The organism is Microbacterium sp. NFH-22A-Y, assembly GCF_021401375.1.
GTDB classification, from domain to species: Bacteria; Actinomycetota; Actinomycetes; order Actinomycetales; family Microbacteriaceae; genus Microbacterium; species Microbacterium hominis.
In genome coordinates, this window is record NZ_JACBGF010000002.1 from 609,630 (window position 1) to 635,932 (window position 26,303).

Consider the following 26,303-nt stretch of genomic DNA (forward strand, 5'->3'; position numbering starts at 1 on the left):
CTCGGTGGAGGCCACACCCATGGCGCATGTGCTCGTGGTCGACGATGACGCCGACGTCGCCGAACTCGTGCGCACCGTGCTGACGATCGCCGGCCATTCGGTCGATGTCGCGGGCGACGGCCAGCGCGGCCTCGCGGCGGCATCCGCGCAGCGTCCCGACCTGATCGTGCTCGACTGGATGATGCCGGGGATGATGGGCATCGAGGTGTGCCGCACGCTGCGCCAGGATCACGCCTTCGACGAGACGCGCATCATCATGCTGACGGCGAAGTCGGCGCAGAGCGACATCGACGCGGCCCGCGGGGCCGGCGCCGACGACTACGTCGTGAAGCCGTTCGCGCCGCGCGAGCTGCGCCGCCGCGTCGCCGACCTTCTCGCGTCCTGAGCCCGGCTCGGCCGGGAGCCTTCAGTTCGCGACGGCGATGATGCGCGTTCCGGCCCAGAGGGCGAGGCTGGTGCCCGAGCCCGTCGCCGTCGCGTCGAGGGCGACCGGGCCGGCCGCCTCCGCCGCGTCCATCTCGACACAGCCGAGGTCGATCGCCGACGAGCCGGTGGGATGGCCGGTGACGCGGATGCCGGCGGTGGTCGTGGTCGTGGTCGTGGTGGCGGTGGTGGTGCAGGCGGCATCCGTCTGGGCGACGTAGACGCCGCCGGCGGTCACGGCGACGGCGCGCGCGTCGCCCGAGAGGGCGGTCCAGGCCTGGCCGTCGAGCCGATAGGCGGTGCCGTCGCACACGAGCGCGGCCGCCCCGCCCGTCGAACGCAGACCCCACGGGGTGGCGCACGGCGCGGCGATCAGCGCGCCGTCGACGACGACCGCGCGCTCGCCGGGGAGGGCGTAGGTGTCGACGGCGAAGATGTCGGGGTAGGGCTCCCAGAACTGACCATCGGTGTAGGTGCGCAGGGTGGTCTTGGCGCACGCGGCGCCCAGATCGGCGACGGCCGTCGCGTTGCGGCCGCCGAAGGAGGTGAGGCTCTGCAGCTGTGCGATGCCTTTCGCGGTGGGCGTGACGTTCTGCCAGGTGGTGCCCTCGTCGCCGGAGCGCTCGATCAGTGGTGCCGCTCCTCCGCACGCGCCGGCGGTGCCGCGCCACATGGCCTCCGCGCCGACGGACAGGAACCGCTCGTCGGGGCCCGGGGCCGTGTCGGCGGATGCCGTCGGGGTGGGGGTGGGGACGGCGGAGGCCGTCGGTGTCCGCTGGACGTAGGTGAAGGTCGGCGCCGGGCCGGCGGTCGTCTCGGGCTCGGCGGGACCACGCCCCTGACGGAGCGCGGCGATGCTCAGGGCGGCGACCGCGACAGCGAGCACGGTGAGCCCGATCGCGATGACGGTGACACCGCCCCGCGTCGCGGTGAAGCGGCGCTGGCGGGGCACGTGTCAGCTCTCCCTGTCGGCCTCGCGCGCCTCGCGGCGGGAGTCGAACCCGAGCTCGTACAGCGTCGGCGCTGCGGGGACGGTGGCCAGCGGCGTCGACCGTCCGCGGCGCTTCTCCGCCTTGCGGCCGGCCTTGTCGCTCTTCGCGGGGGCCTCGCGGTATCCGTATCCGTAGCCGTATCCGTACCCGTAGGCGGAGTAATAGGAGTCGGGACCGCGTGTGGGCACCATCGACATGACGAACCCGGCGAGCTTGGCGCCCACCGTGTTGAGCGCTTCGGTCGCCCCGGTGAGCTGGTGGCGGGTGGTCTTGCCGGCGGAGACGATCAGCAGCGCGCCGCTCGTGGCGCGCGCGAGGATCGCGGCATCCGTCACGGGGAGCAGGGGCGGCGCGTCGCACAGGACGACGTCGAAGTCCTGCTCGAGCATGTCGAGGAGCATGCTCATCTGGTGCGAGCCGAGCAGCTCGCTCGGGTTCGGCGGCACTTTGCCGGCGGGGAGCACATAGAGGCTGCGGCCACCCCACGGGAGCATGACCTCGCTGACCTTCGCGCGTCCGATGAGAACGTCGGTGAGGCCCGCTCCGCCCTCCAGGCCGAGGTACTCGGCGACCTTGGGCTTGCGGAGGTCGGTGTCGAGCAGAGCGACGCGCTTTCCGGCGTCGGCCAGGGCGATGGCGAGGTTGATCGTCGTGGTCGACTTGCCCTCGCTCGGGATGGAGCTGGTGATTACGAAACTCGACCGACCGCCCATGTCGAGGAACTGCAGGTTGGTGCGCAGTGCCCGGAACGACTCGGCTCGCGGGCTGAGGGGGTCGGCGTGCACGATGAGCGGGCGTTCCTTCGCCTTCGCGTCGTACGCGATCGCGCCGATGCCGGGGGCGCCGGTGATCTGCTCGGCGTCGCGCGGCGTGCGCACGCGGTTGTCGAGCGTCGTGCGCAGGACGGCGACACCGATGCCGAGCGCGAGACCGACGAGCGTGCCGAGGGCGAGATTCAGCGGGACGTTGGGGCTCGACGGCTTCAGCGCCGGCTGGGCGTCGCTGACGCGGCTCAGACGGATCGCGCTGGCGCCGTTGCTTCCCTCCGGCTCCAGTTGCGGCACCGCGGACGCGAGGCTGGCGGCGACGGCGTTGGCGATGCGCGCCGCCTCGACCGGATCGGGCTTGGAGACGGTGATCGTGATCAGCGTCGAGTTGAGGGCGGCGGTCGCCTTGACGTCCCGCGCCAAGCTCTCGGCGGTCGTCGCGAGCCCCAGGTCCGCGATCACGGGGTTCAGGACGACGGGAGTGGTCGTCAGGCCGACATACGTGTTGATGCGCGCCTGGGCGAACGAAGAGCCCTGCTGCAGCTCGGCCACCGTGCTCCCGGCCTGCGTCGACACGAACACGGTGCTCGCCGAGTCGTAGATCGGCGTGCGCGTGAGAGAGTACCCCGCGGCAGCCCCGAGCCCGAGGAGGGTCAGGACAACGACCACGAGCCAGTTCTTGCGGAGGATGCGGATGTAGTCGCTGAGCTCCATGGTGCCTCTCGAAGATGCGCTGCCGGCCAAGAGGGGGTGGAGGCCGGACGATCGGACTCAGTCTGCCATAGGCCATGTTTCGTGCCGGTGTCCAGGTGGCAACAGCACGATGCCGCGCGGGTGGGTCGTTCGCACCCGGACTCACCCCCGCAGTGCATACCGCGCGTTCCCGCCGAGCCGTGGCGTGCGGTCCGCATCGATCCAGGGCGGCGGCACGAACCAGACGCCGGCCGCCGTGCCGCGGCCGTCGATGCGGATCTCCCAACCGTCGTCGTGCACGCGATGGTGGCATCCGGTGCACAGCAGCACGCCGTTGTCGATGTCGGTCGGTCCGGTATCTCGATCCCACCAGGAGAGGTGATGACCGTGCGTCCACGGCGGGGGCGCCCCGCAGAAGGCGCAGCCGCCGTCCCGTTCGGCGAGAGCCAGCTTCTGCGCCGAGGAGAACAGTCGCCGCGCGCGTCCCCAATCGAGGATCTCGCTGTCGCCGCCGAGCACGCACGGAATGACCTGCAGATCCGCCGCCAGCCGCCGCACCTCGGCCGCGGGCAGCGCGGCATCGAACCCGTCGATGCTCGCCAATCCTCGCCCCGACTCGAGCTCGTCGAGGGTCATCCGCACCACGACGGTCGTCGTCGCCGCAGTCGGCACCCGATCGCATCCGAGAGCGTGCGCGCACAGCTCGTGGAGAGCGTCGGCGCGCATCTGTGGCAACGTGCGCTCGTCTCGCGCCGCGTCATCGCGATGCTCGTTCTGCTGGAGAACCCGCGTCACCATCGCATCGAGCGCGGTCTTGATGGGCGCACCGCTGGCCACGTCGAACACACCGGTCAGATGCAGCATCCCGTCGCGCTCCTGGACGCGCAAGGCACGCTGCGACCGGTGCTCCTCGTGTGCGGCGGCGATGCCGTCGGGATCGAGTTGCGCCTCGGCCCGCGCGAGCAGCCGCGACAGCTCGTCGGCGCGGAGCCCCGGTGCCCGTTCGCACAAGTCCTGCTCGGCCGCGTCTCGACGGTCTGGGTCGACCCGCAGTGCCAGCCGATCGAGCAGCCCGATGATCGCGGATGCCGCCGTCATACCCAGCGTGCCCGCCGCGACCGCCGCCGCCACATGCGGATGCGCCGCCGGCCGCTCGTCGCCGCCGAACGTCGCCCGCGACGGCGTGGCCTCGCCGACCTGCACCAGCCTGATCGCCTCGCCGACGCTCGTGCCGGTGGTCGCCTGGATCAGCGCGACCGGAGACCGGAAGCCTTGCCGCTTCGCGAGGGAGTCGCCGCCCAGCTGCGGTCGCGACTGCCGGGCGATCTCCGCGGCGACGGGAGCGAACGCGGCATCCACCTGTCGCATGAGCTGACCGAAGATGCGGTTCACCTCGATGAGCTCGCCCGGTGAGAGCGCCTCCGGAGCCCGGCCACCACCGGCGGCCGTCAGCGCGTCGAGCGCTGCGGCGATGCCATCGAGTCGGTTCTCCATGCCTTCGACATTAGAACATAGATACGACACTGGAGTGAGTTATCCACAGGCGTTTCGACTCGCTGCGCTCGCTCAACGACCGGATGGGTGGGGTGGGCGTTTCGACTCGCTGCGCTCGCTCAACGACCGGATGGGGGTGGGTGGTTCGACTCGCTGCGCTCGCTCAACGACCGGGGGTGGGTGGGTGTTTCGACTTGCTGCGCTCGCTCAACGACCGGATGGGTGGGGGTGGGGTGGTTCGACTTGCTGCGCTCGCTCAACGACCGGTCAGCGCGATCCGCACCACGCGCTCGACGGCGGCGAGTCCGGGCTCGAGCTCCGCCGCGGAGCGTTCGTACGTCGCCGCGGAGCGCCCGTACGGGTCGACGACGTCGTCCTCATCGGGGGATGCCGGGGGCAGAGTGATCCCGCGACGGCCGGCGATCAGGGCGAGCGCCGCCGCGAACCGCTCCCGCGGACCGGCCGCATCGCCCGCGCCGGCCGCGGCCGTCCGCAGCTCCTCGTCGGTGACGTCGCCCGCGAGCCGCGCGAACTCCCGTGCGGTGAAGGCGCTGCGCGTGCGCGACGGATCGAGTTCGACGATCTCGCGGCGGTGGTCGCGCGCCATCGCCAGCACGAGATCGGCGCCGTGCACGTGAGCCGGCGTGAGGTAGCGGGCGCCGTGCGCCGCGGTGAGCGCGGGGCCGACGCCGCGGGCGGCGGCGAGATCGGCGGCCTCCGGTGTCATCGGCATCCCCTCGCGTGCGCGTGTGCCCGCGCTGGTGACGGACACGTCCAGGTCGGCGAGGCGGAGCGCCAGCAGCTGCGCGGCCAGAGGGGAGCGGCAGATGTTGCCGGTGCACACGGTGAGGATCTCGAGCACGGTGACTTCCGGTGTCGGGAGGAGCGGGGGGAGTGTGTGGCTCGCTGCGCGACCGGTAGTTTGGCCACGTGCCCGATCAGCTTAGCGACCCCGCTTCGCCTTACCCCCGGCCGAGGGGGGAGTCCGGCGCGCCGGAACATCCCGCTCCCGCCGACGCGTCCCGGCCGTCGAGCGAGCGCAGCGAAGCGGAACGGGCCACGCCCGCGTCGACCCCGGATGCCGCCCATCGGCCGCGCCGGCGCCGCAAGCGCACCGACTGGCGCGAGGGCGGCCGTGCCGTGCGGCGGTGGGACCTGACGGTGCTGTCGGCGGCGCTGATCGGCGTCGGGATCGGGGTGGTCGGCGGAGGGGCGGTCAGTCGCATCGCGGCGCCGTGGGCACCGCTCGCGTCGACCGTCGTGCTGTGGGCGGGACTCGGTGCTGCGATCGCCTTCGCCTTCCTGCGCGGCCGGCCTGCCGGGCTCCTGCGCTTCCGGCCGACCGATCTGCTGTGGGGCCTCGGGCTGGGGATCGCACTGCGCATGATGCAGGGATGGGTGAGCGGCGCGGATGCCGCGTCCTTCCCCTCCGCCGTGAGCCTCGACGGATCACTGCCGTCCGGATGGTGGCTCACCGACGCCCTCCCCGCGGGGGTGATCGCGCCCGTGGTGGAGGAGTTCTTCTTCCGGACGGTCGTGCTCGTGGCGGTCTACCAGCTGCTGCGACGCGGCGTGGGTGGTGTCGCCGCCGGAATGACGGCGCTGCTGGTGTCGGCGGGCGGTTTCGTGCTGCTGCATGCGACCGCCGGCGTCTTGACGCTGAGCGACGGCATCCAACTCTTCGCCGTCGGTGCCACGTGCGCGCTCGTCGTGCTCCTGACGGGCCGTATCTGGGCTGCGGTGCTCACCCACGTGGTCTACAACGTGACGTACCTCGCCCTCGTCGTCGTCGGTACCGCTCTCATCTGAGTCACCTGAGTCACCAAGTTTTCACCAAAAGGATGATGAGCCGGCCTCCCTTGGCCCCTACGCTCAGGTGTCACCGGGAGTAACCGAGCTGGCAGGCGTCACACGCCTGACACATTCGGCTGATAATCTCCCGAGAGCCGGGGGGCCCAGGACCAGAGGAACAGAAGGAGGGCGCCGAAGTGTCGACCGGTATTCAGGTCGATGCGACGACGGAGTCGCCTCACGACTCGACAGCACCCCGCACGGACAGCGGTCTCATCACCTCTGTCCCGACCGGTGCGTCGGCTCAGGCCACCAGCACCATGCGTCCCGCTGCCCCACCTTTCAACGACTGGCGTCGTCGCTTCCAGCGCCGACTCGTCGTCAGCGACTTCCTCGTCCTCACCTGGGTCGTCTTCGGTACCCAGATCGCGTGGTTCGGCTTCGGCAACGCGCAGCTGGCGATCCGCGACGACTCCCGCATCACGGATGTCTCCTACTGGGGATTCTCGGTGCTCCTCATCGTCGTGTGGATGGGCGCCCTCTCGTGGAGCGATTCGCGCAGCATCCGCGTCCTCGGCTCGGGATCGAACGAGTACCTTCGAGTCGTCGATGCGAGCGTGCGGCTCTTCGGCGTGATCGCCATCATCGCGTTCCTGGCCAAGGTCGATGTCGCGCGCGGCTTCCTCGTCCTGAGCCTTCCCATCGGCGTCGTCGTCCTCCTCTGGATGCGGTGGCTGTGGCGCCAGTGGCTCATCATGAAGCGGCGCAACGGGGACTTCTCGGCGCGGGTGCTGCTCGTGGGCTCGGAGGCGTCCGTCGCACAGATCGCTCGGGAGTTGCTGCGCACACCCAGCGCCGGCTACCACGTCGTCGGAGCCTGCACCCCGTCCGGCAAGATCGCCGATGTCGTGCCGGGGACCTCGATCCCGGTGATGGGCAGCGTGAACGCCGTCGAACGCGCGATGGAACTCACGCGCGCGGACACGGTGGCCGTGACGAGCACCGATGAACTGCCGCCGGACAAGGTCAAGCAGATCTCGTGGAACCTTCAGGCCGGGAAGCAGCACCTCGTCCTCGCCCCGAGCATCGTGGACATCGCCGGTCCGCGACTGCACACACGTCCCGTCGCGGGACTTCCGCTGATCCACGTCGAGACACCGCGCTTCAGCAAGGGGCAGCTGTTCCTCAAGCGGACCGTCGACCTCGTCGCCAGCACGCTCGGAGTGATCGTGCTGAGCCCGGTGCTGGCCTTCTTGGCCATGAGCATCCGTCTGTCGTCGGAGGGACCGGTCCTGTTCCGCCAGACACGCATCGGACGCGGCGGCCGTGAGTTCACCATGCTCAAGTTCCGCTCGATGGTCACCAACGCCGAGGAGCTGCTGGAGCAGCTGTGGAACGAGCGTCAGGAGCAAGGCGTCGACTCCGGCAACGAAGTCATGTTCAAGATGAAGAACGACCCGCGGGTCACCCCCATCGGTCGGATCATGCGAAAGTACAGCCTCGACGAGTTGCCGCAACTGTTCAACGTGATCGGTGGCTCGATGTCACTGGTGGGGCCCCGGCCGCCGCTGCCCAGCGAGGTGGAGCAATACGCCACTCACGTGCACCGCCGGTTCCTCGTCAAGCCGGGGATCACGGGACTGTGGCAGGTGAGCGGTCGCTCCAGCCTCTCCTGGGAGGACACGGTCCGTCTGGACCTGTCGTACGTCGAGAACTGGACGCTGCTGGGCGACTTCGTGATCCTGGCGAAGACTGCCCGAGCCGCACTCGCACCGGGCGAGACGGCGCACTGACCGGTCCCGACCGACCGCGACGCGCCTTCTATCCTTGCTCCGCCCTACCGTGTTGAGAGATTTCGCTCATGAGACTCCGGACCCGATGGAAGGTCGCGATCGCCGCGATCCTGGGCCTTCCGCTCGTGTTCGCCGTCGCCGGCTTGCCCGTCTACGTGTTTCCCGCCCAGGGGACGGCGAGTTCCGCCGACGTCGTGCTCATTCTCGGCCCGGCCACGGGTCCGCGGCTCGAGCGCGCCGCCGAGCTGAAGAAGGACGGGGTCGCGAAGAACCTGCTGATCTCCGCCTTCCCGCGGCCCGGCGGCACGCTCTCCGACATCTCCTACTGCGAGGGGCGGAACACGGTCTGCGAGACGCCCTCTCCGGCGACGACGAAGGGAGAGGTCTCGATGCTGCAGCGCTACGCGCTCGATCACGATGTCAAGAAGGCGATCATCCTCACATCGATGTCGCACGTGGAGCGCACGCGGTTCATCCTCGCCAAGTGCTACACGGCGAGCGAGGTGACCGTCATCGGCGTCGACGAGCCGAAGCCGCTCTGGCGCTGGGGTCAGGAGTACATGTACCAGACGGCCGCGTTCGTGAAGGCCTGGGCGACCTCGTGTGCCGACCTCTGACGTCGCGGGCGTCGGAGCCGGGTCGACGCACGCCACAAGCCGTTTCACGAACGTCCTCTCCCCGTCACATCGGGCTGATACCGTTCCCCCACGCCTCGAACGAACCCGGCGGAACATCGTGGGGTCCCGGCATGCATCCGCCGCCTCTGCCGCCCACTGCCACGTCGATAGCCCCAGGAGCCTCGAGATGACCGACACCCCTCTCCGGTTCACCTGTGTGATCCCCACGCACGGACGCCCGCATCTGCTGGGGGACGCCCTGCGATCGGTCCTCACACAGACCGACGCCGATCAGCTGCTCGGAGCCGTCGTGGTCGTCATCGACGACGGCGACCCGAACTCGCGCGCCCTCGTCGAGCAGTTCGCGTCCGACTACCCCGACATCGACGTCCGTGCCGTCGCATCGGATCGTCTCCCGCGCGGTGCGGCCCAGTCGCGCAACGTGGGTGCCGCCGCGGCGGCCGACCCCTACATCGCCTTCCTCGACGACGACGACCTGTGGCTGCCCGACCACCTGGCGCAGTCGGCCGCTGTGCTCCGGGGAGATCCCGCGGGTGCTGCCGCGGTCGTGTCGTCGCGACGCACCGAGAACGAGCGGGGGGAGGTCACCGCCCAACCCACGCTCGATCGCGATCTCGTCTCGGTCGACCATGCCTACACCGCGGGCAGCGTGGTCACCGGGAGCAACCTCGTCATCTCGCGCCGGGCGTTCGACGAGCTCGGCGGCTACGACGTCGCACTGCCGGTCATGAACGACACCGACTTCTTCGTGCGCATGCTCCAGGCAGGATTCGCGCCGCTGATCAGTCCCGAGGTCAGCGTGGTCATGCGCATCCATTCGGGAGACCAACTGACACGTCCGAACGAGCGTCGCGCACGAGGGATGCGCGTGTTCTACGAGAAGCACCGACAGTCCATGACGCCGGCGCAGCGGCGCAGCTTCCGCTACCGGATGCTCGGGATGCACCGCCTGTCGGCGCCGTCTCCCGTCCAGCGCGCCTACTATGCGCTCCTCCAACTGACGAACGTCCAGCCGGCGCGCATCGCACGACGATTCGGTGCGGCACGATGACCGCGGCGCGCAGACCGCAGCCAGTCGCCGTGTTCTCGACCGTCTACGGGCAGCAGGACAACCTCGGCGACTCCGTGCTTCGGCGCGGGCTGCTGAACGCGGTTCGAAGCGAGGAGAGCGAGTTCCACCTGTATGTAGGGGACTGCTCGGACGACTTCCTCTCGGCGCTCGACCTCCGCGAAGAGGACAGGCTCTACTCCGATCGGGCAGCGTGGCGGCGCGCGCTCATCCAGCACGCCGTGCGTCGCCGCGCCGCCTACCTCTTCAATGCGGGTGAGTCCGGTGCGTCGGGGCGGTACGTCTCGTGGGGCACCGTCGCGCTCCTCGCCGCCGTCCGCCTCGGCGGTGGTCGGGTGGTCCAATCGGGTGTCGGACTGCGTCGACCCTATGCGGCGAAGGGCTTCAACCTGCGAGTGGTGCTCCTCCTCACCTCTTTGGTGACGTGGCGGGATCCCGCGTCGGCGGCCGCCGCGGGCAAGGGCACGGTCGAGCCGGACTGGGCGTTCGCGCTGGGACGCAGGACCGACGCCACCGGCGCGCGGGACCTGCTCGCCGTGAGCATGCGCGGCGACCGCGAGCCGGCGGGCGAGTCCTGGCACCGCGTGCTGCGCGAGCTCGCCGATGGCGAGGGCCTTCGCCTCGTCGCCGTCAGCCAGGTCCGACGAGACAACGAGCGGACCCAGCAGCTCGCCGAGGCCCTCGGCTGTGCCGCCGATCTCTGGGAGGACGACGCCGACCATCGGGCGCGCGAGGCACAGGTCCGCGACATCTATCGCCGCTGTCGCGGCGTGATCTCCGACCGGCTGCACGTCTTGATCATCGGCGCCACCGAAGGGGCTCAGCCGCTCGGCTACGTCGCGACGACGCTGGACAAGATCCGGAGGACGCTCGAGCCCGTCGGCTGGGCGGAAGTGTGCTTCGCGCCGGACGCCGAGAACCCGCAAGCCGATCGGGAGAAGCTGTCGAGACTGCTCAGCAGGTCCGGCGTGCTTCAGGCGACGACGGAGGCCCGTCGGCGTCTCGACGTCACCGCAACCCTCCTTCGGCGCACACTCGCGCCGAACCGACGGATCGTGAGCAACTAAGTGTCACTGTCATCCCGCGCGGCCAAGGGTGGAGCGATCGTCCTCGGTTTCCAGGGCCTGAAGTTCCTCTTCAACATGCTCTCGATCGTGGTGCTCGCGCGCCTCATCGATCCGGAGTACTACGGTCTGCTCGCGATGGTCGCAGCCATCATGGGTGTGGCGTCGATCTTCCGCGACTTCGGTCTGTCGACGGCCGCGCTGCAGGCCAAAGACCTCTCTCACGCACAGCAGTCGAACCTGTTCTGGATCAACTTCGGTGTCGGCGCCGGGCTCACGGTGGTCGGCTGGTTCGCGGCGTGGCCCATCGCCGCCTTCTACGGTCAGCCCGAACTGGTACCGGTGGTGCACTGGCTTGCCTTCACGTTCATCATCAGCGGCGCCTCCACCCAGTTCCGCGTCGTCATCAATCGCGGGCTGCGCTTCCTCACCCTCGCGATCTGCGACCTCACTCCCTACATCGTCGGATTCGCCGCCGCCGTCGCCACCGCCCTCGCCGGATATCAGCTCGAAGCGCTCGTGACGCAGCAGCTCGTCGTCGCGCTCGCGAGCCTCATCGGTGTGGTGGCCGCCGCCAAGTGGTTCCCGTCATGGCCCCGTCGGGTGGACATGTCGAACCTCGTGCGGTTCGGCCTCAGTCTCGCGGCCACTCAGCTCGTCTCTTACGCGACGCGCAACGTCGACAGCATCGCCATCGGGCGGGTGTGGGGCCCTGTGGCTCTGGGTAACTACGACCGGGCCTACCAGCTGATGATCACTCCGCTCAACCAGATCAACACGCCTCTCAGCAGCGTGGCCATCCCTGTGCTGTCCCGGATCCAGGACGAGGAGGAGCGCTACCTCGCCTACCTCAGACGCGCGCAGCTGGTCGCTCTGTACGTCACGACGCTCGCGCTCGGACTTCTGGCAGCACTCGCTCCTCAGATCATCCCTCTGCTGCTCGGGAACAACTGGGAGGCGGCGATCCCCCTGGTCGCCGTGCTCGCGGTCGGCGGCATCTTCCGATCGCTCGTGCAGATCTGTTACTGGATCTACATGTCCCGGGGACTGGCGACGGCGCAGCTGCGCTACTTCCTCATCGCACAGCCGCTGCTCACGGGTTTCATGCTGCTGGGGCTGCCGTGGGGGGCGATGGGCGTCGCGATCGGGCACTCGGTGGGATTCGCGATCTACTGGGCCGTCTCCTTGATGTGGGTGGGACGCGTGGCGGAGGTGAACGTCCGCCCCATGTTCGCGGATGCCACGCGCGTCCTGCTCGTCTTCTCGGGACCCGCCGCGGTGCTCGCCGCGGCCGCGGCCACGTACCTTCCCCTGCACGGCGACGCGCTCCGTCTGGTTGTCGGGCTCGCGGTCGCGGCAGCCTGGTGCGCACTGGCATCCTGGCTCAACAAGCGCATCCGGGCCGACTTGGGAAACCTGGTCGACTTCGGCAAGCTCGCCATCCGACGGCGCCGCGGGGCGGATGCATGATCACCCGAGACGAGGCCGTGAGTTCTGTCCCCCCGCCTCGCGCGCGGGCGGGACGGGTTCGAGGTCGGGAACCTAAGGTGAGATCGTGACGACTGTGAATCACCGACGCAGCGTGGCGCCCCGCGAAACGAAGGCTCCACTGGTCAACCGCCTGCTGAACGGCACGATGTACCTGGCCGCGCTCACCGCGTCGTGGACCACGGTGGCGGTCGGCGGCAACAACATCGTCGACTATCTTCTGATCCTCGCGCTCGGCGTGCTGATCGCGGCCCGGTTCAACAAGACGCGCAGCATCTTCGTGAGCGGCTGGATGCTGCTGCCTCTCGTCGCCAGCCTGATCATCACCTGTTGGGCGATCGTGGTGGGCTCGGCCGGCTCGCCCGACTCGACGATGCAGCTGCGCATCTTCCTCTCGACGGCCGCGGTGGCCGTACTGCTGACCTCGCTTGCGGCCGACGGCGGCAGCCGCGAACTGCAGCGCGTCCTCCGCCTGTGGTCACTCGGCATCGCGATCTCGGCGGCAGTCGCGATCCTCACCTCCTTCGGGATCCTGCATCCGTCCGAGGTCTTCGTCCAGAAGAGCGGCTCGCGGTTGAGCGGACTCACCTCGCATCCGAATGCGCTCGCCTTCTCGCTGGTGATGGGAATCGCTCCGATCATGTACCTGGCCGGCGTCGCGCGCTCGTGGATCAGGTCGCTCGGATGGATCCTCGCCATGATCGTGGTCGTGTGGGGACTGGTCCTCACCGGTTCGCGGGCCGGTTTGATCGTCGGCCTGCCGGTGCTCGCGATCGCAGTGGTGCTCTGGTTGCGATCGACCCGGCTGAGGGTGGTCCTCGTGCCGCTCACGATCCTCGTCGGGGTCGCTCTCGCGTTCACCATCCCCGCCTTGCTCGCCGACACGCGGCTCGGGCAGGGGGCCGAGGACAGTGACGCGGGCCGCATCCTGATCAACGAAGCGGCGATGCGCTGGTTCTACGACAGTCCCGTCTTCGGGGGAGGATACGACGTGATGCACGGCGTGGCCGTGCCGATCATGGTGCTCTCGGGCGGCGGGATCATCCTCGCGATCGGCTACTACGCGTTTCTCCTGCGCCCCGTTCCCGTCCTCCTTGCCGGCCGCGCGCTGCCCATCGCACAGATGGGCCTGCTGTCGCTGTTGGCATTCCTGGCGTTCGGTGTCCTCAACCCCGTGTGGATGGAGCGGATCACCTACTGGCCGGCGTTGATCGCCGCCCTCGTCATTCTGCTCCGGGGCCGGGAAGGGATCAGGACCAACCCGTGGTCGAAGGGTGATCGCAGTCACAACCCGGTGAAGCGATGATCGACATCGACCCCGAGAGCATCGACGATCGCGGCCCGTGTCACATGGCGTTCACAACGGTCGAATAGGGTCGCTGCGTGGCAAAAGCGTTCCGAGGAGACATCCAGGGCCTCCGGGCCGTCGCCGTCCTGCTGGTCGTCGTCTACCACAGCGGAGTCAGCGTCCTCAGCGGTGGCTACGTCGGCGTGGACGTGTTCTTCGTCATCAGCGGCTTCCTCATCACGTCGCACATCTGGTCGGAGATCTCGGCCTCGGGGCACCTGCGGTTCGCGACGTTCTACGCGCGCCGTGCCCGTCGCATCCTTCCGGCTTCGCTCACCGTGCTCGTGCTGTCGGTCGTCGCCATGTTCATCTGGATGCCGCCGCTGCAGTGGAGTCCCACACTGACCGCGGCAGCGGCGACCGCTTTCTACGTGCCCAATGTGCTCTTCTGGTATCAAGGGACGGACTATCTCGCCGAGACCGTCCCCTCGCTGTTCCAGCACTACTGGTCGCTCGGCATCGAGGAGCAGTTCTATCTGCTGTGGCCGCTCGTGCTCGTCCTCGTCTTCCGCTGGACTCGCCGGTCGTTCCGGGGTCTCGTCGCGGCCGTGTCCGTGGTCGTCACGGTGTCGTTCATCGCGTCGATCGTCGTCACCGGCACCTCCCAGCCCGCCGCGTTCTTCCTCCTTCCGACGCGAGCGTGGGAGCTCGGCGTCGGCGGGTTGCTCGCGCTGCTGGTCACGTCCTCGCCCCGATGGCTCGCGGCGCGGTGGGTCGGTCTGCTCGGCTGGGTCGGGCTGGCCCTGATCGGCGTCGCCGCGTTCGCCTACACCGCGGCGACCCCGTTCCCGAGCTGGTACGCGGCCGTCCCCGTTCTCGGCACGGCGCTCGTCATCCTTTCCGGTTCGGGGGGATCGACGGGCTGGGCGCCCGTGGCCGCCCTCTCGATCCGGCCGGCACAGTTCCTCGGCAAGATCTCCTACTCGCTGTATCTCGTGCATTGGCCGCTGCTCGTCATCCCGCAAGAGGCCGTCGGCTACAACCATCCTCTGCCGACCTGGGCGACGCTCCTGCTCGGCGCGGCGGCCGTGCCCATCGCTTGGCTCTGCTGGCGGTTCGTCGAGGAACCGGGACGGACGGGACGGTTCCTGGCGTCCGCGCGACCACGGCGAAGCCTGGTGGCGGCGCTCGCGGGGTCGGCGGTGATCCTGGCCGGCTGCGTCGCCGCCGATTCCCTCACCCGCGGTGTCCCGTTGCACACCGATCGTCCCGCGGCGGAGGTCGCGCTGACGACCGCGCCGAGCGGAACGGGGTACGTCCCCGACAATCTGGAGCCGTCGCTGCGCGGCGCCGAGGCGGACAATCCGGAGATCTACGCGAACGGCTGCCATCAGAGCTACACCGGCAACGACGTCACGGGCTGTCTCGTGGGGACCAACCCTGCGGCGCCGTTGGTCGCGCTCTTCGGTGACTCCCACGCGGCGCAGTGGTATCCGGCGCTGTCCGAGCTCGCCGACGAGGGGCGGATCCGGCTGCAGGTGAACACGAAGAGCTCGTGTCCGTCGGCCGATATTCCGCGGCCGGACTATCCCGGATGCGACTCGTGGCGCGACGGCTCGATCGCGCACATCGCGGCGATGAGTCCGGCGGTGGTGCTTCTCGGCAACTACGCCTTCGAGCAAAGTCAGCGTGGACACGAGAACGGTCAGGACGTCAGCTGGGGACAGGCGATCGAGGGAACCATCGAGCGCATCCCCACCGATCTGGACGTGGTCGTCCTGGCGGACACCCCGGCCGGCAGCGCGGCTCCCTCGATCTGTCTGGCGGGCGAGCTCACGGCGGCGCAGTCGTGCGCGTTCCCGAAGGACACGGCGCTGCACGAGGACATCCGGGAGAGCGAGGCGGGCCTCGGAGACGGATACGTCGACGTCACGCCCCTGATGTGCAACGCCAGCGACTGCCCCGCCATCATCGGCAACGATCTCGTCTACCGCGATGCGCACCATATGACGGCGACGTTCTCGCGCAGCCTCGCGCCCGAGCTCGGCGAGATGATCGAACCCTACCTGAGCGACGACACCCCCGCCTCTGGCTGAACGAGCGCGCCCGTATCGCGGGCGCGCGGCCCGCGTCAGTGGCGCAGCCGCCCGCGCAGAGCGGCCATCAGGCGAGACGCGACGTCGTCCCAGGTGAGTCCGGCGAGTCGAGCGTGCGCGCGTGCCGACAGCGACGCACGCAGTGCTGCATCGTCTGCGAGGCGGATGAGGGCGTCGACGATCTCCGCGTCGGAACGCGGGTCGACCACCAGTGCGGCATCGCCCGCGATCTCAGCGAGCGCTCCGCGGTCGGAGACGAGGCACGCGAGCCCGCTCGCGAGCGCTTCCTGCACGGCGAGGCCGTAGGGCTCGTGGTGCGACAGCAGGCAGAACACGTCGGACTCCAGGTACAGATCCCGCATCCGTTGCCGGTCGCCGACGAAACCCAGCCACTCGACTCCGGGCTGCCCGGGGTCCGCTCCGGGCGCGCCCACGACGGTGAGCCGGGTCTGCGGACGCTCCGCGTGCACCCGAGCGAAGGCTCTCAGCAGCTCGGGGCCGCCTTTGCGCTCGAACTCCCGCCCGACGAAGAGGAACCGCACCTCCGCACCGTCGGTGTCGCTGCCCCGGGTCACCAGCTCGAGATTCGTGCCGCCGCCGATGGCGGTGACGCGTTGCGGGTCCTGCCCGTAGTAGTCGACGATCTCGTCCACCACGTAGCGGCCGGCGGTGGCCACGAGGAGGGCGGACGAGAAGAACGATGTCTCCAGACCGATGCGTGCGCGGTAATCGCGCTCCGGGAGCGACCAGGCCGGCCAGAATCTCTGACTGAGCGACGCCGTACCGTCGATGAAGACCACGTAGGGAAGCTCCGCGGGGAGATACGTGTTGCGCACGTGCACGACGACGTCGGGTGTGCTCTCGAGCTGCGCGAGGGCGCGGTCGCGCACACGGGAACGCGCAGCGGTCGCCGCCCTGCCTTTGCGCTTCTGGTTGCGCCACGACGACAGGGGCAGCCGCACGGAGGTGGCGGACAGCAGCAACGCCGTCGCTCTGCTCGGAGTGGAGTCGATCGTCGCCACCACCTCGACGTCATCGCGCCTGTCCAGAGCAGCCACGAGCCCGGCTGCCACCCCCGAGTTCGTGCGCACCGAACGAGGGTCGCCGTCGGCGACGATGGCGACCTGAAGGCGGTTCATCCTCGGAGGACCCGGTCGAACACGGCGGCCATGTTGCGCGCCACCGATTGAACGGTCGGGATGTCGTCGCGCAGCTCGGGCGCCGGGCCGTCGAGTGCCGCCAACGAGGCTCGAGCGAACGCGGCCGGGTCGTCGGGAAGCCGGAGCAGCTCACCGTCCTGCAGGAACTCGACCTCGGGTGCGTGGAACTCGAAGTCGGTGGTGTGCACCGGCAGGCCCATCGCGAGGGCGTCGACCGCGACGAGTCCCACTCGCCCCGGCATCCAGATGGCGTCGGCGACGACGGCGAGCTCGGCCAGACTGCGGCCTCGCAGATCGCCGTATCGCCGCACGCGCGCGTCGCGGGCGGCGAGGTCGTCGACGAGAGGGGCGAGCGGACCGTTTCCGACGACGTGGAGGCGGAAGCCGGGGTCGGCGGCCGTGGCGTGCTCGAATGCCCCGAGGACGAAGTCGATGCGCTTCGTCGAGTCGATTCCGCCGATGAACAGAGCTGCGGGAGGCCGTGCGGGACGCCGGTCGGTGTCGGGCGCGGCATCCCTCGCGTCGATGTAGAAGGAGCGCAGCGCGGCGGTATCGGTGCTGTTTCCGATCGAGGTGACCCGGGACGGGTCGAGTCCGGCCTCCTCGATCAGGAAGCGTGCGCCACTCGGGGCGTACGTCATGATGTGCGAGGCGCGCCGGGCGAGGGCCCACTCGACGCGATCGGACAGCCACCCGCCGGGTGAGGTGTACGACTTCCCGTGCCCCCACAGAACGAGCGGTCGACGGCGCATCCCGAGCCGCCATCCTTCGAGGTTGAGACCGCTCAGCTCCGACACGACCAGGTCGGCCGTGCGCACCTCGTGGGGAAGATCGCGGTACTCCAGCTGCCGGGGTCCGACGCGGACTCGCCGCACCGTCAGATCCCGGTGCCATGCGCCGGTCGCCTGATCGTTGCGTCCGGCCTGCTCGCCGTCGGGCTGACCCGAGTAGACGGTGAGGTCCATGTCGCGTTGAGCGAGTTCTGCGGCGAGTGCGTCGAACAGCGGAACACGGTATCGCGGCACATACGGCTGGGTGACGACGACGGATGCACTCATGATCTCTTCGCCAGACGTTCGTAGGATGCCGCGATGGCAGATGCGGCCTCTGACCACCGGAAATGCGCGGAGGCGTACTCGCGCCCCCGTCGACCGAGCTCGTCGCGCTCTGCGAGCGCACGGGCGATCGCTGCGGCGACGCCCGCGGGGGTGAGCGATGCCAGTACGAGGGCGTCCGCTTCGGCGGCCTCCGGTGCGAAGCCGGTCTCGGCGGACGCGACGGCAGCGCACCCGGCGGCCATGGCCTCCGCAAGCGCGACGCCGAAACTCTCGTCTTCGCTCGGGATGACGAAGACGTCGGAACGCGCGAGCAGGCTGCGCCGTTCGGCCGCTCCCACGGATCCCACGAACCGCACCCGATCGGACACGCCGGCGTCGCGTGCGACGGCGACCGGATCGTAGGGCAGATCGTCACCGAGCGGACCGGCGACGATCAGCTCGACTCCTCGTTCCCGCAGGGCGGCCTCCGCCAGTGCGCGGATCGCGAGGTCCACGCGCTTCTTCTTCGCGAGCCTGCCCAAGTAGAGCACGGTCGCTCCACCGCTCTGTTCGCGCGGCAGGTCGAAGAGCGTCTCGTCGACGCCCAGCGGCATCTGAATGGACTCTGCCGTCAGTGTGGCCGTTCCCTCGAGGGCCTCGCGCCGGGAGCTGTACACGGCGCCGCCGAGGCCGCGCACCCCCCAGCCGTCCAGGATGCGCGTGTACAGCCTCTTCTTCGTGCCGCCCTGGTTCAGATGGTAGAAATCGAGCGCGCCGTGCGGCTCGATGACGTACGGCACGCGCCGCAGTCGGCTCAGGATCATCGCGACGGTCGTCGGGAACGTATGGATGCTGTGGATGTGCACCACGTCCGCCCCCGCCAGCGCGCGCCAGAGCGGCCCCACCATCGAGGGGGCGAAGGTCCAGGAGAAAGGGCGTCGGGCGCGAACCACATCCATCGGGAACTGCTCCTGCAGATCCTGGTCGGACGGCTCCACGCCCTTGTCCGTCGTCACCAGTCGCACCGTGACGCCTTGGCGCTTCAACTCCGGCAGGAGCCCGCGCAGCACTTCGGAGGGTCCGCCGTCGCGTCGCGCGTAGGAGGGAGTCACATGCAGGACGCGCAACGGGTCAACGGGCATCGGCATCCCCGCGCAGGAGCTCCCGGTGCTTGACCCCGATCTGCCAGTAGTACATCGACAGCGCCATCGCGTAGTCGAACCCGGCGCGGCCATCGAGGAACCCCGCCTTGGCGACGTAGGCATAGGCGAAGAACAGGGCCGGCTTGAACGGGACCGCATCGAAGATGCGCCCCTTCGTCGTCCGCTTGCTGGCGATCTCGCGTCGCGCGGCGGGGGCGGTCCGCAGGTGGGCCTCCCAGTCCGAGTAGCGGTTGTGGCGGGCGAACCAGCTGCTCACCGGATCGCGGTCATCGTGGACGATGCGCCCCTTGAGCTTGCCGACGGTGCCGTCCGACTCCGGCTGGTAGTGGCCTTCCACTTCTCGGATGCCGGGAGCCTCGAGGTCGTTGACCTCGGGGAAGCGCGCGTGGCGCACGTCGAGCAGGGAGCGCTTCGTGACGACGTGCCCGTGACGCAGGTAACGGCCCCCGAAACGGTAGAGCAGGTTGATGTCGTACGCCGCGTGCCCGCTCACATCGAGAGACGACTCGAGCTCGCCGAGCTCTCGCACGAGCGCGGGCGAGGGGAACTCATCCGCGTCGAGCAGCAGCACCCAGTGGTTGACGGCTCCCGCGTTCTCCAGCGCCCATTGCTTCTTCTTCGGGTATCGACCGTTCCAGTCGAACTCCACCACCCGCGCGCCGTGGGCCGTGGCGATCTCCACCGTCCGATCGTCGCTGTGGGAGTCGACGACGATCAGATCATCGAAGGCGGTGAGCCGGTCGAGCGTGTTGCCGAGTCCGGCTTCTTCGTTCTTGGTGAGGACGACGACGGAGATCTTCGAGATACGGGTCATGGGGCGGCAACTTCCGTGAATCGGCGGGTGACGAAGCTGAGGGGGTTCCCACCCCAGACCTCTGCGGGCGGGATCTCTGCGCCGTCCACCAGGCTCAGCGGACGGATCAGCGCCGACCGTCCGATCTGGGAGCCTCCGAGGATGACGCAGCGGCTGGTGACCCAGGCGCCGTCGCCGATGGTGATCGGGCGGGTTATCAAGGCCATGTCTCGGCGGTGCCGGTGGCTGCCGGTGGTCAGGAACGTCTCTTGCGAGATGACGGCGTCGTGTCCGATGTGGATGTGGTCCTGGTTGTGGAACCAGACGCCCTCGCCGATCCAGGTGCGATCGCCGATGTGGAGCTTCCAGGGGAACTTGACGCGTGTGCGCGGCCGGAACACGACACCGTGACCGATCTCCGCGCCGAACAGACGCAGCACGCGGACGCGGAGCCCCGAACTGATCTGCCAGGCGTTCGTGACGAAGACCAGCTCGAACACGGCCCAGAGATACACCTTCCACACGGGCTGATCCCAGGCGGCGCGCTCGCCGGGGGCCTTCGAGAGATCGATCACCGGGATGTCGCTCACGGCGTCCCTTTCTCGTAACTGTCTCGTAACGACCGTCGCTGTAGGGTCGGTGCCGTGCAGCAACCCTCGCGAACGCTCATCTTCGGGCTGAACTACCCCCCGGAGACTACTGGGATTTCTCCCTACACAGGTGCCATGGCTGGGGGGGCTGGCGCGGCACGGGCACGAGGTCCGTGCCATCACGGCGCACCCTCATTATCCAGACTGGAAGATCACCCCAGGTTACGGGCAGTGGTCACGGAGCGAACAGATCGATGGAGTGGTCGTCACACGGCTGCGTCATTACGTGCCGCCCCAGCCGTCGCCCCTGCCTCGCGCGCTGTCGGAGGCGACGTTCGGTGTCCGTCAACTCCTGGCTCGATGGGGGCGGCCGACGTCGATCGTCGCCGTCTCTCCGGCGCTCATCTCGTCGGCTCTCGTGAGGCTGCGCGCCCGGCTGACGCACCGCAAGACCCCGTTCGTGGTCTGGGTGCAGGATCTCTACGGGATCGGGATATCCGAGACCGGCCAAGGAGGCGGCGCCGCGGCTCGCGTGATCCGCGGTATCGAGGGGTGGCTCCTGCGCTCGGCATCCGCGGTCGTCGTGATCCACGATCGTTTCGCCGACCGTGTTCACGATGACTTCGGCGTGCCGCGCGACCGGATCGTCGTCGTCCGCAACTGGACCCACCTGCCGCCCCTGCCTCCGGTCGACGTCGCCGCCGTGCGTGCCGCGCGCGGGTGGGACGACGACGAGGTCATCGTCGTCCACACGGGCAACATGGGCGTCAAGCAGGGGCTCCACCATGTGGTGGACGCGGGCCGGTTGGCGTCCCAGCGCGGCGAACGGGTCCGTTTCGTGCTCGTCGGCAACGGCTCCCAGCGCGACGAGCTGCAGCGTCGAGCCGAGGCCGAGCCGACGACGGCCCAGTTCCTTCCCCCGCTCGACGACCGTGATTTCACCGACGTGCTGCAAGCGGCCGACATCCTGTTGGTGAACGAGCTTCCGGGAGTCGCGGAGATGGCGGTGCCCAGCAAGCTCACGTCATATTTCGCCGCCGGGCGACCCGTGCTCGCCGCCACGGATGCCACCGGCATCACCGCTCAGGAGGTGCGCAGCGCCGACGCGGGAGTCGTGGTCGAGGCGGGCGATCCCGTCGCACTGCTCGCCGGCGTCCGTGCACTCGCGGCGGACAAGGATGCCGCGGCGCGCTTCGGAGCGAACGGCAAACGTTACAGAGAGACAGTGCTGAATGAAACATTCGCGATCGATCGGTTCGATAGTCTGCTCGCGGATCTGATCGCCGCCGACGCTGAGAAGCATCCTGCGTGACCCCCTTCCCCCCACGATCCAGATAGGCAGAGTCCCTTGACCAAGCGCGCACTCATCACCGGCATCACGGGCCAGGACGGTTCCTACCTGGCCGAACTCCTGCTCGCGAAAGGGTACGAGGTGCACGGTCTGATCCGCCGCGCCTCCACTTTCAACACTCACCGCATCGACCACCTCTACGTCGACCCGCACGACCCCGACGCGAAGCTCTTCCTGCACTACGGCGACCTCTCGGACGGCGCGCGGATGGTCACGCTGCTCAGTGAGATCAACCCCGACGAGGTCTACAACCTCGCCGCCCAGTCGCACGTGCGGGTCTCGTTCGACGAGCCGGAGCACACGGCCGACACGACGGGAACCGGGACGGTCCGACTCCTCGAAGCGGTGCGGCTGTCCGGGATCGACACCAAGTTCTATCAGGCCTCGACGTCCGAGCTCTACGGCGCGACGCCGCCGCCGCAGAACGAGAACACGCCGTTCTACCCGCGATCGCCCTACGGTGTCGCCAAGCTCTACAGCTACTGGATCACCAAGAACTACCGCGAGGCCTACGACCTGTTCGCCGTCAACGGCATCCTCTTCAACCACGAGTCGCCGCGACGCGGCGAGACCTTCGTCACCCGCAAGATCACGCGCGCCGTCGCCCGCATCAAGGCCGGCACGCAGAAGGACATCTACCTCGGGAACCTCGAGTCGATCCGTGACTGGGGCTACGCCGCCGAGTACGTCGAGGGGATGTGGCGGATGCTGCAGGCCGACGAGCCGGAGGACTTCGTGCTGGCGACCGGTGTCGGCTACACGATCAAGGATTTCCTCGAGACGGCGTTCGGCCACGTCGGCCTGGACTGGCAGGAGTTCGTCAAGTTCGACGAGCGCTACCTGCGTCCCACCGAGGTCGATGCACTCATCGGCGACCCGGCCAAGGCGGCCGACAAGCTGGGCTGGGTGCCGACGATCGACGGGAAGGAATTGGCCAAGCTCATGGTTGACGCCGACGTGGAAGCTCTGGAGAAGGGTGCCGACTGGATCGACACCGTCAAGCTCGCGTCGTGGGGGACCCTGTGAGCGGGAGGCGTTTCGACTCGCTGCGCTCGCTCAACGACCGGGGAGCGCGCTCGCTCAACGACCGGGGAGTGAGTTGACGTGGTGACGGCCGTTGACGGCGTGGAGTACACGCCGGGTGAGCTCGACCGTGACGCGACCTTCTACGTCGCGGGTCACCGTGGTCTGGTCGGATCGGCGATCGTGCGGAAGCTCGAGGCCTCGGGGTTCGAGCACATCGTGGGCAAGCCGTCGGCCGAGCTCGACCTCAAAGACCGCGACGCGGTGTTCGCCTACATGGGCGAGGTCAAGCCGAAGTACGTCGTGCTGGCGGCCGCGAAAGTCGGCGGCATCCTCGCGAACTCGACCTATCCGGTCGATTTCCTCAGCGACAACATGCGCATCCAGGTCAACGTGCTCGACGCGGCGCTCGCGAATGATGTCGAGCGCGTGCTGTTCCTCGGGTCGTCGTGCATCTACCCGAAGTTCGCCGAGCAGCCGATCCGTGAGGACTCTCTGCTCACCGGGCACCTGGAGCCCACGAACGACGCCTACGCGATCGCCAAGATCGCCGGCATCCTGCAGACGCAGGCCGTGCGGCGCCAGTACGGCCTGCCGTGGATCAGCGCGATGCCGACGAACCTCTACGGGCCGAACGACAACTTCTCGCCGAAGGGCTCGCACGTGCTGCCGGCGCTCATCCGCCGCTATGACGATGCGGCGAAGTCCGGAGCGCCGTCGGTCACCAACTGGGGAACCGGGACGCCGCGGCGCGAGTTCCTGCACGCCGACGACATGGCCGATGCCTGTCTCCATCTCTTGGAGCACTACGACGGCCCGGATCAGGTCAACGTCGGGACCGGCAGTGACGTGACCATCCGCGAGATCGCCGAGACGATCGCCGGGGTCACGGGCTTCACGGGTGAGACCGCGTGGGACACGTCGAAGCCCGACGGCACTCCGCAGAAGCTGCTCGACGTCTCCAAGCTCGCCGAGGCGGGCTGGACGGCCAAGATCACGCTCGAAGAGGGCATGGAGCGCACGGTCGCCTGGTACCGCGATCACGTCGACAGCATCCGCGAGTAGCGGCGTGTTCCGTCACATCGTGCTCTTCCGCGTGCACGACGACGTGAGCGACCAGCGGGTGGCCGCCGCTCTGGATGAGCTGCGTTCGCTCTCCGTCCTGACCGGGGTGAGGCACTGGCGCGTTGAGCTGTCTCTGGACGCGCGCAAGGGCCGCGTGATCGTGGAGGACGCGACGTTCGTCGACGAGCCCGCGTTCGAGGCGTTCCGGCGCGATCCGCGACACGTCGCGGTGGCCGAGGCGATGTCGGCGATCGCCGACTGGTGGAACGGCGACTACGCGGCGTGAGGGTAGGCCGGGGCGGTCGCAGACACCGCGGCTCGCACCTCACGGCCCGTCACCGGCAGCGGCGCGGCGGCCCCTGTCCATCCGGCGTCGTCGTGGTCGCGCAACTCGTGCTCCACGGAGCAGTACGCCTCGCGTCCGCTCCAGATGGCCTTCGCCGGCGACACGGCCACACCGCATTCGGCGCACGTCGCCGAAGCGGTGCCCCAGATCAGCACGTTCATGCGCTTCTTGACACGTTCGAGCATCATCCCCCCAGAGTGCTCACACAACCATTCCCCCCGGAATGGTGGGACAACTACGTCCGGGCATGAAACTACGCCTAACGGCGCCAAAGATCAATCGGGCCGGCCGGCGAGACCCAGCCGCACGAACAACTCCCGGCATCCTGGCCAGAGGTTCGCGGGCAGCGCGTCCGGAGCGAAGTAGACGAAATCGCGGGCCTCGTTCCGCGCGGTGGTGGGAGCGTCGACGCTGACCACGAAGGACAGCCCGATGGCGTGCTTGCGCGGGTCGTCGCCCCACACCGTGCCGTCCGTCGGGGCGATGTCGGGCGGGAACCACTGATAAACGTCGTCCGGCTGGGGGTTGAGGGCGAGCAGCGGCTCGACGCCGATCGTGTCGCGGCTGTGGCGCCGGATCGCGTCGGCGATCGTCTCTCCACGCAGGATGCGCCCGCCGAGGTGGCACCAGACCTCGCCGTGGGGCGAGTCGCGGAGGATCAGCCCCAGCTCTCGGATGCCGCCGCGCTCGCGCACCACGACGAAGTCGACGCAGGCGATCGGCATCGAGCGCTCGACGAGTCTGTATGTGTCGGCGGGGAGAAATGTCATGCGTCCTCGTTTACATGCCGGATACGCGTCTCTGGTAGGAACAGTCTTGCGTGTTCCTTCTCCTCGCACGCACCGTCCCCCCAACAGGAGCTCCTATGAAGCTGTCCGTCATCGGTTGTGGTTATCTCGGCGCGGTGCATGCTGCCGCCATGGCATCCATCGGTCACGAGGTCGTCGGCATCGACGTCGACGAGCGCAAGATCGCCGCCCTGTCGAAGGGGGAGGCGCCGTTCTTCGAGCCCGGTCTGCAGGAGATCCTCACCGCCGGGATCGCGGCGGGCAACCTCAGGTTCACCACCGACATGGCCGACGCGGCCGGCGCGAAGGTGCACTTCGTGGGCGTCGGCACGCCGCAGCAGAAGGACAGCTACGCCGCCGACCTCACGTATGTGAACGCGGCGTTCGACGGTCTGCTGCCCTACCTCGCACCCGGCGACATCGTCGCGGGCAAGTCGACCGTCCCGGTCGGAACGGCCGCGAGCCTCGCGCCGCGGGTGTCGGCGACCGGGGCGACGCTGGTCTGGAACCCGGAGTTCCTCCGTGAGGGCTATGCCGTCCAGGACACCGTCGACCCCGACCGCCTCGTCGCGGGCGTCCCCGCCGGTGACGAGGGAGAGGTCGCGGCATCCGTGCTGCGCGAGGTCTACCACCCCTCCGTCGCCAAGGGCACGCCGTTCATCGTCACCGACTACGCGACCGCCGAACTCGTCAAGGTGTCGGCGAACGCCTTCCTCGCGACCAAGATCAGCTTCATCAACGCCATGGCCGAGATCGCCGAGGTGACCGGAGCCGACGTGACCCAGCTCGCCGACGCCATCGGCCACGACGCCCGCATCGGCCGGCGCTTCCTCGGCGCCGGCATCGGCTTCGGCGGCGGGTGTCTGCCGAAGGACATCCGCGCCTTCTCCGCGCGAGCCGAGGAGCTCGGCCGGGGCGAGTCGGTGGCGTTCCTGCGACAGGTCGACGAGATCAACCTGCGACGCCGCGACCGCGCCGTGCAGCTCGTCGTGGATGGTCTCGGCGGCTCGGTCTACGAGAAGAAGGTGACGGTGCTCGGCGCGGCGTTCAAGCCGCACTCCGATGACATCCGCGACTCGCCCGCACTCGACGTCGCCGTGCGCCTGCACGGCCTCGGTGCGAACGTGACCGTGACCGACCCCGCCGCGATCGAGAACGCGCGGCGCATCCACCCTCAGCTGACCTACGTCGACGACCGCGACGACGCCATCCGCGATGCGGATGCTCTCGTCCTCGTGACCGAGTGGGACGAGTACCGCCGCGAGCTGCCGCCGGAGCACGCGTCGTCGCTCACCGCGGGGCGCGTGGTCGTCGACGGGCGCAACGGGCTCGACGCCGCCGCCTGGCGCGCCGCGGGCTGGACGTACTACGGGATGGGGCGCCCCTAAGCC

The 26,303-nt window shown here is 69.1% G+C and carries 25 protein-coding genes; 14 read left to right on the forward strand and 11 right to left on the reverse strand.

Annotated features, from left to right (window positions below):
- Nucleotides 1-19 precede the first annotated feature (19 nt).
- A complete protein-coding gene (locus L0965_RS08720; RefSeq protein WP_101306875.1) occupies nt 20-385 on the forward strand; it encodes a response regulator transcription factor in 366 nt (121 codons plus the stop codon).
- A gap of 21 nt (nt 386-406) precedes the next feature.
- Here the strand turns inward: L0965_RS08720 and L0965_RS08725 are convergent, their stop codons facing one another.
- From L0965_RS08725 to L0965_RS08740, 4 genes are all read right to left on the reverse strand, one after another.
- Nucleotides 407-1,375 (reverse strand): hypothetical protein, encoded by a 969-nt coding sequence (locus L0965_RS08725; protein ID WP_234057976.1) that lies wholly within the window; start codon nt 1,373-1,375, stop codon nt 407-409.
- 3 nt (nt 1,376-1,378) lie between these two features.
- Nucleotides 1,379-2,896: a polysaccharide biosynthesis tyrosine autokinase gene (locus tag L0965_RS08730; protein ID WP_101306873.1), complete on the reverse strand. Its 1,518-nt coding sequence runs from the start codon at nt 2,894-2,896 to the stop codon at nt 1,379-1,381.
- A gap of 141 nt (nt 2,897-3,037) precedes the next feature.
- Nucleotides 3,038-4,369 carry an HNH endonuclease signature motif containing protein gene (locus L0965_RS08735; RefSeq protein ID WP_101306872.1) on the reverse strand — a complete coding sequence of 444 codons (1,332 nt, stop codon included), beginning with the start codon at nt 4,367-4,369 and terminating at the stop codon, nt 3,038-3,040.
- Nucleotides 4,370-4,625: 256 nt separating this feature from the next.
- Nucleotides 4,626-5,231, reverse strand: a complete 606-nt coding sequence (locus L0965_RS08740; protein ID WP_101306871.1) for a low molecular weight phosphatase family protein — start codon at nt 5,229-5,231, stop codon at nt 4,626-4,628.
- Nucleotides 5,232-5,299: 68 nt separating this feature from the next.
- Here L0965_RS08740 and L0965_RS16745 point away from each other — a divergent pair, with 68 nt between their 5' ends.
- From L0965_RS16745 to L0965_RS16755, 8 genes are all read left to right on the forward strand, one after another.
- The gene (locus tag L0965_RS16745) at nt 5,300-6,178 is read left to right on the forward strand and encodes a CPBP family intramembrane glutamic endopeptidase (protein WP_157831643.1); all 879 of its coding nucleotides are present in this window, start codon (nt 5,300-5,302) and stop codon (nt 6,176-6,178) included.
- 302 nt (nt 6,179-6,480) lie between these two features.
- Nucleotides 6,481-7,953, forward strand: coding sequence for a sugar transferase (locus L0965_RS08750; RefSeq protein WP_101307274.1), 1,473 nt, complete (start codon nt 6,481-6,483; stop codon nt 7,951-7,953).
- A 68-nt stretch (nt 7,954-8,021) separates the two neighbouring features.
- Nucleotides 8,022-8,570: a hypothetical protein gene (locus L0965_RS08755; protein ID WP_101306869.1), complete on the forward strand. Its 549-nt coding sequence runs from the start codon at nt 8,022-8,024 to the stop codon at nt 8,568-8,570.
- A gap of 187 nt (nt 8,571-8,757) precedes the next feature.
- Entirely contained in the window at nt 8,758-9,642 is an 885-nt protein-coding gene (locus L0965_RS08760) for a glycosyltransferase family 2 protein (protein ID WP_101306868.1), read from the forward strand.
- Between the two features lie 29 nt (nt 9,643-9,671).
- Entirely contained in the window at nt 9,672-10,727 is a 1,056-nt protein-coding gene (locus tag L0965_RS08765; protein WP_157831642.1) for a polysaccharide pyruvyl transferase family protein, read from the forward strand.
- A complete protein-coding gene (locus L0965_RS08770; RefSeq protein WP_101306866.1) occupies nt 10,728-12,194 on the forward strand; it encodes a lipopolysaccharide biosynthesis protein in 1,467 nt (488 codons plus the stop codon). It abuts the gene before it with no gap.
- 85 nt (nt 12,195-12,279) lie between these two features.
- Entirely contained in the window at nt 12,280-13,518 is a 1,239-nt protein-coding gene (locus tag L0965_RS16750; protein WP_157831641.1) for an O-antigen ligase, read from the forward strand.
- A 77-nt stretch (nt 13,519-13,595) separates the two neighbouring features.
- On the forward strand, nt 13,596-15,596 hold the full coding sequence (locus tag L0965_RS16755; RefSeq protein WP_101306864.1) for an acyltransferase family protein: 2,001 nt from the start codon (nt 13,596-13,598) through the stop codon (nt 15,594-15,596).
- 35 nt (nt 15,597-15,631) lie between these two features.
- Here the strand turns inward: L0965_RS16755 and L0965_RS08785 are convergent, their stop codons facing one another.
- From L0965_RS08785 to L0965_RS08805, 5 genes are read right to left on the reverse strand one after another with little or no spacing between them, the layout of a single operon-like run.
- Nucleotides 15,632-16,735, reverse strand: coding sequence for a glycosyltransferase family 4 protein (locus tag L0965_RS08785; protein WP_101306863.1), 1,104 nt, complete (start codon nt 16,733-16,735; stop codon nt 15,632-15,634).
- Nucleotides 16,732-17,814, reverse strand: coding sequence for a glycosyltransferase (locus L0965_RS08790; protein WP_101306862.1), 1,083 nt, complete (start codon nt 17,812-17,814; stop codon nt 16,732-16,734). Before L0965_RS08790 ends, L0965_RS08785 begins: the two co-directional genes overlap by 4 nt.
- On the reverse strand, nt 17,811-18,935 hold the full coding sequence (locus L0965_RS08795) for a glycosyltransferase (RefSeq protein WP_198553638.1): 1,125 nt from the start codon (nt 18,933-18,935) through the stop codon (nt 17,811-17,813). Before L0965_RS08795 ends, L0965_RS08790 begins: the two co-directional genes overlap by 4 nt.
- Complete coding sequence (locus L0965_RS08800; protein WP_101306860.1) at nt 18,925-19,770, reverse strand: glycosyltransferase family 2 protein; 846 nt, start codon at nt 19,768-19,770, stop codon at nt 18,925-18,927. Before L0965_RS08800 ends, L0965_RS08795 begins: the two co-directional genes overlap by 11 nt.
- On the reverse strand, nt 19,767-20,339 hold the full coding sequence (locus L0965_RS08805; RefSeq protein ID WP_101306859.1) for an acetyltransferase: 573 nt from the start codon (nt 20,337-20,339) through the stop codon (nt 19,767-19,769). The genes L0965_RS08800 and L0965_RS08805 overlap by 4 nt, the downstream gene beginning before the upstream one ends.
- Nucleotides 20,340-20,469: 130 nt before the next feature.
- Here L0965_RS08805 and L0965_RS08810 point away from each other — a divergent pair, with 130 nt between their 5' ends.
- The 4 genes from L0965_RS08810 to L0965_RS08825 all read left to right on the forward strand — a co-directional run bounded on the left by L0965_RS08810 (nt 20,470) and on the right by L0965_RS08825 (nt 24,064).
- Nucleotides 20,470-21,651 carry a glycosyltransferase gene (locus tag L0965_RS08810; protein WP_234057977.1) on the forward strand — a complete coding sequence of 394 codons (1,182 nt, stop codon included), beginning with the start codon at nt 20,470-20,472 and terminating at the stop codon, nt 21,649-21,651.
- A gap of 36 nt (nt 21,652-21,687) precedes the next feature.
- The gene (gmd, locus tag L0965_RS08815; RefSeq protein ID WP_101306857.1) at nt 21,688-22,716 is read left to right on the forward strand and encodes a GDP-mannose 4,6-dehydratase; all 1,029 of its coding nucleotides are present in this window, start codon (nt 21,688-21,690) and stop codon (nt 22,714-22,716) included.
- An 81-nt stretch (nt 22,717-22,797) separates the two neighbouring features.
- Complete coding sequence (locus L0965_RS08820) at nt 22,798-23,778, forward strand: GDP-L-fucose synthase (protein WP_101307273.1); 981 nt, start codon at nt 22,798-22,800, stop codon at nt 23,776-23,778.
- 4 nt (nt 23,779-23,782) lie between these two features.
- The gene (locus L0965_RS08825) at nt 23,783-24,064 is read left to right on the forward strand and encodes a Dabb family protein (protein ID WP_101306856.1); all 282 of its coding nucleotides are present in this window, start codon (nt 23,783-23,785) and stop codon (nt 24,062-24,064) included.
- Here the strand turns inward: L0965_RS08825 and L0965_RS08830 are convergent.
- The gene (locus tag L0965_RS08830; protein ID WP_101306855.1) at nt 24,052-24,312 is read right to left on the reverse strand and encodes a hypothetical protein; all 261 of its coding nucleotides are present in this window, start codon (nt 24,310-24,312) and stop codon (nt 24,052-24,054) included. The genes L0965_RS08825 and L0965_RS08830 overlap by 13 nt on opposite strands.
- Nucleotides 24,313-24,399: 87 nt before the next feature.
- Nucleotides 24,400-24,894 carry a DUF4916 domain-containing protein gene (locus L0965_RS08835; RefSeq protein WP_101306854.1) on the reverse strand — a complete coding sequence of 165 codons (495 nt, stop codon included), beginning with the start codon at nt 24,892-24,894 and terminating at the stop codon, nt 24,400-24,402.
- 95 nt (nt 24,895-24,989) lie between these two features.
- Here L0965_RS08835 and L0965_RS08840 point away from each other — a divergent pair, with 95 nt between their 5' ends.
- Nucleotides 24,990-26,300: a UDP-glucose/GDP-mannose dehydrogenase family protein gene (locus L0965_RS08840; RefSeq protein WP_101306853.1), complete on the forward strand. Its 1,311-nt coding sequence runs from the start codon at nt 24,990-24,992 to the stop codon at nt 26,298-26,300.
- Nucleotides 26,301-26,303: the final 3 nt, after the last annotated feature.